The organism is Nonomuraea sp. NPDC005501 (assembly GCF_040605905.1).
In the GTDB taxonomy this organism is placed as follows: Bacteria; Actinomycetota; Actinomycetes; order Streptosporangiales; family Streptosporangiaceae; genus Nonomuraea.
The window spans coordinates 62,411-74,980 of record NZ_JBEXDT010000034.1 but is presented as its reverse complement, the minus strand read 5'-3'; the positions used below and the strand labels follow the sequence as shown (position 1 = coordinate 74,980).

Here is a 12,570-nt window from a genome sequence, read left to right as displayed (position 1 = left end):
GCCAGGCCGGCGCCCTGGCCGCCCGCGCACTGGATGTCCCAGCCGGCCGCCGCCGCGCGGTCGTGCGCGCGCCGGGCCTCGGTGAGGGACGGGAACGCCGTGGGCCGCAGCAGCAGCACGCGGGCCGCGCGCAGCGTGAGGAAGTCGTCCAGCTCGGCCGACGAGCGGACCTCCACGGCGACCGACGCGGCCACCTGGTCCTGCAGCGAGGCGTGGGCGTTGACGTCGCCCACCGCGAACGGCCGCTCGATGACCTCGATGCCGTAGGAGTCGAGCGCGACGAGCTGGCCTTCCTCGGTGTAGGCTCCCGCGCCGTCGACGGCGAGCGTCAGCGCCGGGTACGCCTGCCGTACCGCCCGGACCGGCTCGACGTCCCAGCCGGGGCGGATGTCCAGCGTGACGTGCCCGTACCCGGCGCAGACCTGCTGGTTGACGCGGGCGACGAGGTTCTCGACCGAGGTGTCGGGCGACAGCCGGACGGTGGCCATCAGCGAGGTGCGGGTGCCGCCCACCGCGTGGGCGAGCGGGACGCCGCGCATCCGGGTCCACAGGTCCCAGCAGGCCATGTCCACCGCCGGGTCGCTGCCGGGCAGGGCGTCGGGGTGCTCCCAGTCGACGCCGATCAGCAGGGCGCCGAGCGTCTCCTCCAGCCGGGAGAACGTCTTCCCGCCGGGGGCGAGGGCCTCCCCCCACCCGGTCATGCCGGCGTAGTCGGTGAGCTTGACGAGCAGGCTCTCGGACCGCCTGCCGACCGGCAGAACGATCCGGAAGACCTCCAGCTCCCGCACTCGCGGCATGTGCCCCCCTTTATGACGCGGTCCCCTCCATAGTGCCTGCCTTCGCCGACTGGGCAAAACGGGGAGCCACCACGACCGCCAGGACGGCGAGGATGAAGGTGAACGCCAGACCCACGAGGTACGACTCGCCGGTGGCGGTGAACAGCGCTCCGGCGCCGGCCACGGCCACGACGGTGAAGACGGATTCGCCGACGCCCACGGCGGCGGTGTTGCCGCCCTCCTCGCCCGGCCGGGACATCTCCAGCACCATGACCGAGACCGTCGGGTGCAGCATGCCGATGCCGAGGCCGGAGATCGCCATGGCGACGTGGGCCACGGCGAGCGGGACGGCGTCGACGAGCACGAGGGACACGAGCGCGATGCCGACGGCGATGAGGGCGGCGCCGCCGCGGACCGCGGCCACGTTGCCGATGACGCCGCGGCCCTTGATCCAGGAGCCGGTGGACCAGCCGAGGGCGCCGATCGTGAGCACGATGCCGGCGCCGGTCGGGGACACGCCGCGTTCGCTGCTCAGCATGAGGGGGATGAGCACCTGGGTCGCCATGAGGGCGCCGTAGGCGAGGCCGCGCAGCACGGGGGCGCTGGGCAGGCCGCGGGCGGCGCGCAGGGAGCCGGGCAGCAGGAGCCTGGGCAGGCTGACGGCGAGCAGGACGACGCCGGCCGCGACGAGGGGCAGCCCGGCCAGCTCGAGCGCGCTGCCGTACTGGATGAGGGCGGCGGCGACGGCCGTCAGCGTGGCCCACACGAGCTTGCCGCCGAGCCGCGGGGCGGGAGCGGCCGGCTCGGTCGCGGGCCGCTCGGCGTCCGCCGGTGCGCCGAGGTGGCGGTTCGCGATGCCGCGCCACAGCAGCAGCGCGGCGGGGACCACGATCAGCGACACGCCGATGAAGATCCACCGCCAGTCGGCGTTCTCCACGACGAGCCCCGCGATCGCGGGCCCCACCATGGACGGCACCACCCACGCGGCCGAGAACAGCGAGAACACCTTCGGGTGCATCGCCGGCGGGTAGACCCGCGCCACGAGCACGTACAGCGACACCTGGACCAGTCCGGCCCCGAGTCCCTGCACGAACCGGCCGGCGACCAGCACCTCCATCGTGGGCGCCAGCCCGGCGATCAGCAGGCCGGCCACGAAGCTGACCACTCCGGCCGTCAGCGGCGCGACGGGGCCGCGCAGGTCGCTCCACCGCCCGCCGAGCACGGTGGCGATCACGCTGGCCGCCAGGGTGGCGCTGAACGCGAGGTTGTACAGGGACATGCCGCCCAGCTCGCGCGCCACGACGGGCATGGCCGTGGCCACCGCCATCGCCTCGAACGCCACCAGCATGATCAGGGCCACCAGGCCGACGCTGACCGCCCGGTAACTGGGGGACACCACACCGGCGGGGGCCGGAGCTTCAAGAGTCGTTGTCATATCCGGAACGTTAGGGTTCCGGACGCCGGGGCACATCGGGCGCGGGTCCTAGGCAATTGGGCCTAAGGACGTACGACGGCTCTCCCGGGACCTCCGGCCACCGGAGCGGGCGGCGGGGCGCAGGTGGGGCGGGTGCGGGCGGCGTACGAGCGGGCGGACAGGAGCAGACCGTAACCCAGGCCGGCGAACGCGAGCCCGCCGAACAGGATCATCCAGGTCAGCCCCGCGCGGGTGAACCCGTCCGGTGACGCGGCCGACGGCAGCACGCCGAGGGCGCGCAGCGACGCGTACACCACCAGCACCGAGCCGTACGCCGCCAGCCCCGCCCCGACCGCCCAGGCCGGGACGAGCGGCAGCATCCGCGGCACCCGCAGCCCGGCCACCAGCGGCGTCCACCGGGGGAAGACCGTTCCCCAGCGGTGCAGCAGGCCGAGCGTCAGCACGACGGCGAGCAGCGCGGCGAGCACGGTGACGTCGACGCCCACCGACGCGAGCGCCCGGGCCGCGCCGGGCGCGCCCGCGTTGGCAGCGTGCCATCTCTCGGCCGTGACGCCGAGCGCGTCCCCGCCCAGGGTCCAGATCGTCTTCACCCCGGCCCACGGCAGGACGCCGCACAGCAGCAGGGCGGCCGCCGTCCGGGTGCGGCGGGTCGCGGTGGACGGGCCGGGGTGGGTGAGAGGGCCGCCGCCGGCGTAAGGATGGGCCCGGCCGCAGCGGGCGCACTGGCCCCGCAGGCGGCGCAGACCGGTCGTCAGGCCGTGCGCCAGGACGGCGGCGCCGGCGGCGTCGAGCAGCACGCAGGCCAGGCCGGTGGCGCTCTCCACCCCCGCACCGGACAGCAGCGTGACCAGGTGCACCGGCAGGCTGAGCGCTCCGGCGGCGAACACGGGCGGCGCCGCCGAGAGTACGGCCGTCGCCGCCGCCCTGGCGCGGTGGCGGAGCGGGCGGGTCACGGCCGCGCAGGCGACGGCGGCCACGAGGGCGAACGCGGCGAGCAGGAACTGCGCGGCCGGCGGGTAGGCGACCTCGGGGGTCAGCGGCACGGTCGTGCCGGTGACCGCCCAAGCGCTCTGGACCGCCGCGTACAGGAGGCCCCACGCCACGGCGGCGCGGGGCACGGGGGCCGGGGGTTGGGGTGTCACGGAGGCTCCTCGGGGACGGGTGCGGCGGCGTTCACGATCACACACGTGGACGTCCCGGCCCTCGTCACCTCGCGAGGGGAGCCCGCTCCCCCACCCGGGGGAGATCACCGCGGCATGCGCGCCGCCAGCCCGTCGAAGATCAGATCCAGCCCGTACCGGAAGCGCGTCTCGCCGTCGTCCTCCACCAGCGCCTTCGCGTGCTCGCTCAGGTGCGGGTACCGCTCCGGCGGCAGCGACTCGAAGTACTCCTCGATGTGCGAGACGTACGTGTGGAAGAACTCCTCCGGGCTCGACGCCCCCACCGCCCTCATCCGGGAGAAGTGCAGCGACCCCTCGAAGGCGTCCGCGCAGACGTAGAGGACGATGCGGTCGAAGGCCAGCGAGGCGTCGCGCGGCGACATGCCGGCGTCGATGAGCAGCCCGAACATGTACTCGGCGACCCGCATCGCGTTCGGCCCGGTGGGGATGCTTGCCAGCGCCGCCCGGGCCACGTCGGCGTGGGCGAGGATGACGTGGTGCATCTCCAGCGCGCACCGGCGCAGCAGGGGCTGCCAGCGGGCGGGGTCGTACTCCGGCAGCACGACCTCGCCGAGCACCCGGTCGTAGATCAGCTCCAGCAGCTCCTCCTTGGCCGCCACGTGCGCGTACAGCGAGGCGGGGCCGGTGCCGAGCTCCTGCGCCACCCGCCGCATGCTGAGCGCGTCGAGCCCCTCCGAGTCGAGGATGCGCAGCCCGGTCTCCACGATCAGCTCCCGGCTGAGCTGGAGTCTCGGCTGCGGCTGCTTGCGGGCCTTGCGCCAGGGCGGCACAGGGACGTCCGGGCGGTCATCGTCGCTGTTCCGGCTTCGCATGACGAACACTGTACTTGACACGAACACTGTTCGCCCATAGAACAGTGCTCGTTGACGAACGGTGTTCGTAGATCCGAACGGTGTTAGAAGGAGTCCCCCCATGACCGTCACCACCTCGGAGGCCACAACCGGCTTCCAGCCGCACCGCCGGCGCTGGCCCGCCCTCGCCGTCATCCTCGCCGCCGAGGTCATGGACATGCTCGACGCCCTCATCACCACCATCGCCGCCCCCACCATCCGCCAGGACCTCGGCGGCGAGGAGAGCCTCGTGCAGTGGCTCGGCGCCGCCTACACGCTGGCCATGGCCATCGGTCTGATCACCGGCGGGCGGCTCGGCGACCTGGTGGGCCGCAGGAGGATGTTCCTGATCGGCGCCGCCGGGTTCACGGTCATGTCGCTGCTGTGCGGCCTGTCGACGAGTCCCGAGCTGCTCATCGCGGGCCGGGCGTCGCAGGGCCTGTTCGGGGCGGTGATGCTGCCGCAGGGGCTCGGCATGATCAAGGAGATGTTCCCGCCGGAGGAGCTGGGCAAGGCGTTCGGCGCGTTCGGCCCCGTGATGACGATCTCGTCGGTGGGCGGGCCCATCCTGGGCGGATGGCTGGTCGACGCGGACCTGTTCGGCGCCGGCTGGCGCATGATCTTCCTGATCAACCTGCCTCTCGGGCTGGCCGCGGTGGTGGCCGGGATGAGGTACCTGCCGGAGATCCGGCTCACCAGCGCCACCAGGCTGGACCTCGTGGGCGTGCTGCTCGTGTCCGTGGCCGCGTTCCTGCTGATCTACCCGCTCATCCAGGGCCCCGAGCTGGACTGGCCGGCCTGGACCTTCGTCTCGATGGCGGGCTCCGCCGTGATGTTCGCCGTCTTCGGCGCGTTCGAGTCGCGCCGGGCCAGGAGCGGCAAGGACCCGCTGGTCACGCCGAGCCTGTTCCGCAAGCGGGCCTTCAGCGGCGGGCTGGCCGCCGGGCTGGCGTTCTTCTCCGGCATCATGGGCTTCGCCCTCGTCCTGACCCTCTTCACCCAGGTGGGCCTCCACTACGGCCCGCTCAAGGCCGGGCTCACCGCCCTGCCGCAGGCGCTCGGCGCGGTGGCCGGCTTCGGCCTGGCCATGTCGGGGCTGCAGGAGCGGCTCGGCCGGGGCCTGCTGCAGATCGGCGCCGTCGTCATGGCCGCCGGAGCCGCCGTGCTGGCCGTGACCGTGCACCTCACCGGCCTGGACCTCTCGCCGTGGCAGCTCGCCCCCGGCCTCGCCGTCGCCGGCGTCGGGATGGGCATGGTCATGGCGCCGTTCTTCGACATCGTGCTCGCCGGCGTGGAGAACCACGAGTCCGGTTCCGCCTCGGGCACGCTGACGGCCGTGCAGCAGCTCGGGGGCGCGCTCGGCACCGCCGTCCTGGGCACGTTCTTCTTCCACCTGCTCAAGAGCCAGTGGGGCTTCGGGCCGGCGATGGAGGCCACGGTGTGGGCCGAGGTGGGCCTGCTCGGGCTCACGCTGGCGCTGTCGTTCCTCCTCCCGCGCCGCGCCCTCCCCGGCCGGCCGGGCCACTGACGCCCGCCCGTCCGGGGACAGGGCCCTGCGGGGCCCGCGGGTTTCGACATCAGGCTCAGGACGTGTGGCTCTCCACCCAGTGGCCCAGGTCACGCCCCTCCAGCGCAGCCGCCATCAGCTCGGGGAACGCGTCGGGCGTGCACGCGAAGGCGGGGACGCCCAGCGCCGCGAGGGCGGCGGCGTTGTCGTGGTCGTACGACGGGGCCCCCTCGTCCGACAGCGCCAGCAGGACGACCACCTGCACGCCGGCCTGGCTCATCGCGGCGACCCGGCGCAGCATCTCGTCCCGGGCGCCGCCCTCGTACAGGTCGCTGACCAGCACGAAGATCGAGCCGGCCGGCCGGGTGATGAGCCCCTGGGCGTACGCCACGGCCCGGTTGATGTCGGTGCCGCCGCCGAGCTGCGTGCCGAACAGCAGCTCCACCGGGTCGTCCAGCCGGTCCGTCAGATCGACCACGGCGGTGTCGAACACGACCAGCGACGTCCGCAGCGACCGCATCGACGCCAGCACCGCCCCGAACACGCTCGCGTACACCACCGAGGCCGCCATCGAGCCGCTCTGGTCGACGCAGAGCACCACCTCACGCCGCACCGCCCGCTGCCGCCGGGCGTGCCCCACCAGCCGCGACGGCACGACCGTGCGGTGCTCGGGCAGATAGTTGGAAAGGTTCGCCCGGATCGTCCGGTCCCAGTCGATGTCGGCGGCCCGGCGCGGCCGGTAGGTCCGGGCGGAGCGGTCGAGCGCGCCGGTGACGGCCGCCTTGGTCTTCCGGGCCAGCCTGCGTTCGAGCTCTCCCACCACCCTGCGGACCACGGCGCGGGCCGACTCGCGCGCCCGGTCGGGCATGATCCGGTTCAGCGCGAGCAGCGTGCCGACCAGGTGCACGTCGGGCTCGACGGCCTCCAGCATCTCGGGTTCGAGGAGGAGCCGGGTGAGGTCCAGCCGCTCGATGGCGTCCCTCTGCATCACCTGGACCACCGTGGAGGGGAAGTACGTCCGGATGTCGCCCAGCCAGCGGGCGACGCGCGGCGCGGAGGCGCCGAGGCCGCCGTCGCGCTCGTACACGGCGGCCAGCGCGGTGTCCATCGCCGCGTCGGCCCCCTCCAGCGCCACGCCGGTGCCGTCAGCTCCCCCACCACCCAGAACCATGCGCCACCTGCGCATCCGCTCATCCATGCCCGCTCCCGGTCCCGCTCCCGACACGACTTCCTCCGGTACCGCCGCCTCCGGTGCCGTCTCTGCCGAGGTCGCCTCGTCCGGTGCCGCTTCGCCCGATGATCGTCAGCACGGTGGCGACCGCAGGCGCCGCCCGCCGCTCGTCCACGTCCCGCTCCGTCCGCCGCTCATGCCGCCCGGCGGACCGGAGCCGCTCCCCGATCGCCCGTCTCTCCGGTACGGCGAAGCCGCCGAACGTGCGGCGCAGCAACGGCAGCACGCCGGTGAACTGGTCGCCGGACAGCCCGGTCAGCCACCCGTCCACGAGCTCCAGCAGCCGGGCGTCGTGCACCAGCAGCAGCCCACCACCCGCCAGGAACCCCTCGACCCATGCGGCCGCCCTGGCCGGCGGGTGCCCGCTCGACATCGCCCTGGACATCCGCTCGGCGGCGTCGTCCAGCTCACCGGCGTCGAGCAGGATGCGGGTGAGCCGCCCCTCGATCAGCCCGTGCAGGCCGGGCCGCTCGCTCAGACTCCGCAACGTACGCAACCAGCGCCCCCGCGCACCTCCCGCCCCTGCGTCACCGCTGCCGCCACCCGAGGCCGCGCCGCCCGGTGGTGTGGCCGGGGCTTCGAGGAGGGCGACCACCGCGTGCACCGCGTCGATGTGGCCGAGCAGCGCGGCCGCCGCCTCGTCGTCCAGTCCCGTCACCGCCGCCGGCAGCCCGACGCGTACCCGGTCCAGCATCGACCGGACGATGACCGCCAGCCCCTCGGCCGGAGTGCCCCGCACGTCGCCGTAGCGGTGCGCGCGGGCCATCGCCGGCAGGGCCGCCATCAGGCGGGTGACGTCCGTGTCGAGAGCGGCCCTGGCCGAGAGGGCGGCCAGCACCTCCGGCAGCGCGTCCGGCAACTCGGCCAGCAGGCACCGCTCCACCAGATCCGCCAGATCGGCCAACGACACCACCACCCCGGAACCGGCCCCGGAGCCGGAACCCGGCCGTGAGCCGAACCCAGGTCCCGAGCCACCCCCGGACGCCGACCCGCCCCCCGGAGACGCGCCCCCCGGAGACGCGCCGCCGCCCGAAGCCAGGTCACGGGCACGCTGCGTGGCCGCCTCCGCCACCGTGACACCGAGCGCGGCGCTCTCGATCAGCGTGACGTCGAACTCGGGCCGCCACCGCAGCCTCCACGTCTCCTTGAACGTCCCCTTCCCCCGCGACTCCCCCGGTGTGCCCCAGCCGACGCCGAGCAGCCGCAGCCGGTGCAGCAGGTGGCTGCGTTCGAGGTCGAGGGGCTTGCGCAGGTCGAGGGTCACGTCCCGGTCGATCGCCTCGGGCTTGAACCGCAGCCGCCGCTGCTGGTCACGCAGGTCGCGCTGAAGGGGCACCATGGGCGTGCGGTCGGTGACATGGCCCAGGCGGTCCCCCACGACCATGCGCCGCTGGATCAGCTCGACGGCCGGCTCATCGCCCTCGCACAACACGGCCCGGACGGCCTCGGTGACCTCGCCGAGTCCCGCCAGGGGGCGGCCGCGCAGCGTGGAGAGGCCGTGGGCGAGCCGCGTCGCCTCGATGACGTGCGCGGACGACACCGGAAGGCCCTCGTCACGGAGCACCCCGGCCGCCGCGGCCAGCCACCGCTCGACCGGCCGGTCGGGCGCGGCGAACAGGTGGTCGTACCAGCCCGGCGACCCGATGCCCGCGCCGTAGCCGCTCCACCAGGCCAGCCGCCCGTACGTCCACGGCACCCACGTCAGCTCGACCTTCGCCTTGGGCAGGCCGCGCAGCAGCGCGTCGTCGGCCTTCACCGGCGGCAGCGGCCCGGTCAGGGCCGGGACGTGCCAGGCGCCGCAGACGACGGCGACCCGCTGGTGCCCCTCCTTGAGCGCGGCCCGGAGGATCCGGCGCATGTACGCCTCGCGGCGGGCTTCCCGCTGGTCGGGCACGTGCCCCTCGCGGACGGCGGCCATCGCCTCGGCGATCGCCTCGAACGGGGTGTCGCCGCGATGCTCGACGACGTCCTCCCACCAGCGCTCCGGATCGTCGTACCCGGCGGCGAAGGCGAGTGTCGCGATGGGATCCACCCGCACCTCCACGGGCGTGGCGCCGGCGTCCCCCGGCACGTCCGCGACCTCACCGCCACCCGCCCCTGGGCCGGCACCGGAACCCCCGCCCGCGCCAGGGGCCGGACCTGGGTCAGGGGCCGGACCTGAGCCGGGGACCGGACCGACGCCGACGGCCGGAACCGTGCCGGGAGCCGGGTAGACGAGCGAGTGCGCGGCCGGGAGGTCGCAGAAGCGAACGGGAACGCCGTGGGCCGTGCCGTACAGGATGGCCTGCCACTCGGGCGAGAACCGTGCGAACGGCCAGAACGCCGCGCTCGACGGCGCGCCCGGGACATGCGCCAGCAACGCCACCGGCGGCTCCAGCTCCGGGGCCAGGGCCACGAGCGGGTCGGCCTCCGGCGGCCCCTCGACGAGGATCACGTCGGGCCGCAGCCGCCGCAGCTCCTCTCGCACGGCCCTCGCCGACCCGGGCCCGTGGTGGCGCACCCCCAGGACCGAGACAGTCATCGCATCTCCTCGAACGTGGAGCCCCCGCGCCGTCGGACGCGGGAGCGGTGCGGGAACGGCCGTCGACGACGAGACGCCGCCGTCAGAACAGGTCACCGTCGCAATCACGTGGGCTCAGCACAGGTCCCGGCCAGAACAGGCCCCGGTCAGAGCACGTCCCGGTCAGAGCACGTCCCGGCCAGAACAGGTTCCGGTCAGAACCCGTCTCAGTCGGAAGACCCCGCGGCCGGAAGACGTCGCGGTCAGGAGACGTCACGGCAGGCCCGGTAGAAGTCCTGCCAGCCCGGCCGCTCGCGGACGACCGTCTCCAGGTACTCGCGCCACACCACCCGGTCCGACACCGGCTCCTGCACCACGGCCCCCACCATCCCCGCCGCCACGTCGGCCGGCCGCAGCACCCCGTCGCCGAAGTGCGCGGCCAGCGCGATGCCGCTGGTGAGCACCGAGATGGCCTCGGCCGTGGACAGGGTTCCGCTGGGCGACTTGACCCTGGTGCGGCCGTCCTCGGTGACGCCCGCACGCAGCTCCCTGAACACCGTCACCACGCGCCGGATCTCCTCCGGCCCCGTCGAGGTGCCCGGCAGCTCCAGTGACCTGCCGAGCTGGTCGACCCGCCGCGAGACGATGTCGACCTCCTCCTCGGCGGTGGCCGGGACGGGCAGCACGACCGTGTTGAAGCGGCGGCGCAACGCGCTGGACAGGTCGTTGACGCCCTTGTCGCGGTCGTTGGCGGTGGCGATGAGGTTGAACCCGCGCCTTGCCTGCACCTCGCGCCCCAGCTCGGGGATGGGCAACGTCTTCTCCGACAGCGCGGTGATGAGGGCGTCCTGCACGTCGGACGGCATGCGGGTGAGCTCCTCGACCCGGACCACGCGGCCCTCGCCCATGGCCCGCATCACCGGCGACGGGGTCAGCGCCTCGATCGACGGGCCATCGGCCAGCAGCCTCGCGTAGTTCCAGCCGTAACGAACGGCCTCCTCGGCGGTGCCGGCCGTGCCCTGGACGAGCAACGTGGAGTCGCCGCTGATGGCGGCGGCCAGGTGCTCCGACAGCCAGGTCTTGGCCGTGCCGGGCACGCCGAGCAGCAGCAGCGCGCGGTCGGTGGCGAGCGTGGCGACGGCCACCTCCACGATGCGGCGGGCTCCCACGTACTTGGGCGTGATGCGGTCGCCGTCGCCGAGGACGTAGGTGGTGACCGCCCACGGAGACAGCTTCCAGCCGGGCGGGCGGGGCCGGTCGTCCTCCTTGGCGAGCAGGTGCAACTCCTCGGCGTACTGGTCCTCCGCGTGGGGGCGCAGAACGCCTGCGTCGTTCGGCACGCCCGCGTCGCCGCCCGTGCGGGCTCCGCTCACCGGGCTGAGGTCGTTCACGAAAGCTCCTCCATCATGTCGGCGCGGAACCGCAGCATGGCGGCCACCTGCTGCACCGCCGGCTCGGTCGAGTAACGCGCGGCCAGGTCGCCCAGCGCGGGCGCGACCCGCTCGCCGGCCAGCTTGACGAGCTCGCCGAGGTTCCAGGGCTGGGTGCCGGCCACCTTGACGATCTTCGCGAGTACGGCCGTGGCCAGCTCCTCACGCCAGTCCGGCGACACGCCGCCCAACACCATGATCAACTGGCTGTCCAGATCATGCTCGCGGACGAACGCGGCGGCGAGCACCTGCTGCTCGCCGGGCGGCAGCACGGTCAGCAGGTCGGCGATCGGGTCCCAGGCGAACATCGCCCGCGCCCACGCCGGATCGCGCTGCAGCAGGGCGGCCCGGACCCAGGCGGTCTTCACCTCGGCGTCCCAGTCGGGGATCCGCAGGGCCAGCAGCGGCGCCGGGGCGGGGCCCCAGATCTCCAGCGGCGCGCGGGCGATGACCTGCTGCAACCACCAGGCCCGCTCACCGATGCCCCGGGGCGGCTTGGCCTTGACGCCGTCGCGCTCCATCGCCCGGTCGCACTCCTTCGGAGGCTCCACGCGCATCACGCCTCCGGCGATGGTGAAGCAGGCCCGGGCCCGCTCGGCCATCCGCCGGGACAGGGCGGAGCCGGGCAGCCGGGCCAGCAGGTTCGCGGCCTGCTGGCGGACCTCGCGGCGCCGGTCGTCGAGCACCCGTTCAAGGAACGGCTCGTCCCCGACGGACAGCTCCTCGGCCAGCACGGTCACGAACTCCGCCCGGTCGTCCGGCGTCTCGCTCTCCCACGTGCTCTCCAGCAGCTGCCGCGCGGCCCCGGGATCGTCCACCCTGAGCCGCCGCACGTACGCACGGCGGTCGGCGGGGCTTCCCAGCTCCCACGTCTCGCCGGTCGGCTCCTCCAGCAGGTAGGCCCAGGCCGGGTTGAGCCCGGCCAGCCACCGGCCGCGCCGCCCGGCGAGCACGCCGAGGTGCGCGCGGATGGAGCGGTCGCGGCGGCCGCGTTCGAGCAGCTCCGGCAGCACGTACGGGGGCACCCGGCGTCCGGTCGCCGCCGCGGCGGCCAGCCACTCGGGCAGCAGCCGCTCGTACTCGCCCCCGAGAATCCGCACCAGCCGCCCGGCCGCCACCCCGCCGACGGCCGCCTGCCCCTCCCGCGGCGCCACCCGCCCGTCCCCGGATACCTCCTGCCGAGGGGGGACCTGATCCGCGCCGGTGCCAGGGATGGTCCCGTCCGAGGGGGCGACGTCGGGGCCCGCGCCCGAGGGCTGCTCGCTCGCGAGGGCGAGGCGGCGCCCGGCGCGCCGCCGGGCGACCTCCACGGCGGCGTCCGCCAGCAGATCCCCCTGGTACGGCCTGCGGTGGGTGCCCACCAGGGCCGTGGAGGCGAGGTCGTCCCAGCTCACAGGATCACCACCGTCCCGTCGTCAGCCCAGGTCGTCAGGGGGCGCAGCCCGTACGGGGTCCACTCGGCGGCGACCGTGACGGGGTGACCCCCGGAGACGGCCATCAGCCGCCACGGGTCGTACGCGCTCCGGTGCAACGGGAATCCGCCGAGATGGGTACGCCCGGGAACGACCCCGGCCAGGACGAGGGGCCAGGAGTCGGTCCAGGGGTCGGCGGCGAGGGCGGCGGCCACCTCGTCCATCGCCTCCTCCGGCGTCACCCCGGGCGGCGCGCCCATGAGCGCAG

At 74.5% G+C, this 12,570-nt stretch carries 9 protein-coding genes and 1 pseudogene; 1 reads left to right on the top strand and 9 read right to left on the bottom strand.

Going from position 1 to position 12,570, the window contains the following annotated elements; all coding sequences use genetic code 11:
* From ABZS51_RS18675 to ABZS51_RS18660, 4 genes are all read right to left on the bottom strand, one after another.
* Positions 1 to 797: enolase C-terminal domain-like protein (locus ABZS51_RS18675; RefSeq protein WP_355442237.1), on the bottom strand; the 797-nt coding region annotated here is incomplete at its 3' end.
* 10 nt (positions 798 to 807) lie between these two features.
* Positions 808 to 2,211 carry an MFS transporter gene (locus ABZS51_RS18670; RefSeq protein ID WP_355442234.1) on the bottom strand — a complete coding sequence of 468 codons (1,404 nt, stop codon included), beginning with the start codon at positions 2,209 to 2,211 and terminating at the stop codon, positions 808 to 810.
* Between the two features lie 62 nt (positions 2,212 to 2,273).
* Entirely contained in the window at positions 2,274 to 3,353 is a 1,080-nt protein-coding gene (locus ABZS51_RS18665; RefSeq protein WP_355442231.1) for a hypothetical protein, read from the bottom strand.
* Positions 3,354 to 3,457: 104 nt separating this feature from the next.
* Positions 3,458 to 4,204, bottom strand: a complete 747-nt coding sequence (locus tag ABZS51_RS18660) for a TetR/AcrR family transcriptional regulator C-terminal domain-containing protein (protein ID WP_355442227.1) — start codon at positions 4,202 to 4,204, stop codon at positions 3,458 to 3,460.
* A gap of 100 nt (positions 4,205 to 4,304) precedes the next feature.
* Here ABZS51_RS18660 and ABZS51_RS18655 point away from each other — a divergent pair, with 100 nt between their 5' ends.
* The gene (locus ABZS51_RS18655) at positions 4,305 to 5,750 is read left to right on the top strand and encodes a DHA2 family efflux MFS transporter permease subunit (RefSeq protein ID WP_355442224.1); all 1,446 of its coding nucleotides are present in this window, start codon (positions 4,305 to 4,307) and stop codon (positions 5,748 to 5,750) included.
* 55 nt (positions 5,751 to 5,805) lie between these two features.
* On the opposite strand, the gene ABZS51_RS18650 is transcribed toward ABZS51_RS18655, so the two are convergent.
* From ABZS51_RS18650 to ABZS51_RS18630, 5 genes and pseudogenes are all read right to left on the bottom strand, one after another.
* Complete coding sequence (locus tag ABZS51_RS18650) at positions 5,806 to 6,927, bottom strand: VWA domain-containing protein (protein ID WP_355442221.1); 1,122 nt, start codon at positions 6,925 to 6,927, stop codon at positions 5,806 to 5,808.
* On the bottom strand, positions 6,920 to 9,481 hold the full coding sequence (locus ABZS51_RS18645; RefSeq protein WP_355442217.1) for a DUF5682 family protein: 2,562 nt from the start codon (positions 9,479 to 9,481) through the stop codon (positions 6,920 to 6,922). Before ABZS51_RS18645 ends, ABZS51_RS18650 begins: the two co-directional genes overlap by 8 nt.
* 242 nt (positions 9,482 to 9,723) lie before the next feature.
* Complete coding sequence (locus ABZS51_RS18640) at positions 9,724 to 10,800, bottom strand: AAA family ATPase (RefSeq protein ID WP_355442244.1); 1,077 nt, start codon at positions 10,798 to 10,800, stop codon at positions 9,724 to 9,726.
* Between the two features lie 47 nt (positions 10,801 to 10,847).
* Positions 10,848 to 12,284: a DUF5691 domain-containing protein gene (locus ABZS51_RS18635; RefSeq protein ID WP_355442214.1), complete on the bottom strand. Its 1,437-nt coding sequence runs from the start codon at positions 12,282 to 12,284 to the stop codon at positions 10,848 to 10,850.
* Positions 12,281 to 12,570: pseudogene (locus ABZS51_RS18630) on the bottom strand (SWIM zinc finger family protein); the annotation flags it as partial. The pseudogene ABZS51_RS18630 and the gene ABZS51_RS18635, both read right to left, overlap by 4 nt.

What these genes read in the sequence shown, in the direction of transcription:
- ABZS51_RS18670 (WP_355442234.1), bottom strand. Translation starts at nt 2,211, where the DNA reads ATGACAACGACTCTTGAAGCTCCGGCCCCCGCCGGTGTGGTGTCCCCC.
- ABZS51_RS18660 (WP_355442227.1), bottom strand. Translation starts at nt 4,204, where the DNA reads ATGCGAAGCCGGAACAGCGACGATGACCGCCCGGACGTCCCTGTGCCG.
- ABZS51_RS18655 (WP_355442224.1), top strand. Translation starts at nt 4,305, where the DNA reads ATGACCGTCACCACCTCGGAGGCCACAACCGGCTTCCAGCCGCACCGC.
- ABZS51_RS18650 (WP_355442221.1), bottom strand. Translation starts at nt 6,927, where the DNA reads ATGGATGAGCGGATGCGCAGGTGGCGCATGGTTCTGGGTGGTGGGGGA.
- ABZS51_RS18645 (WP_355442217.1), bottom strand. Translation starts at nt 9,481, where the DNA reads ATGACTGTCTCGGTCCTGGGGGTGCGCCACCACGGGCCCGGGTCGGCG.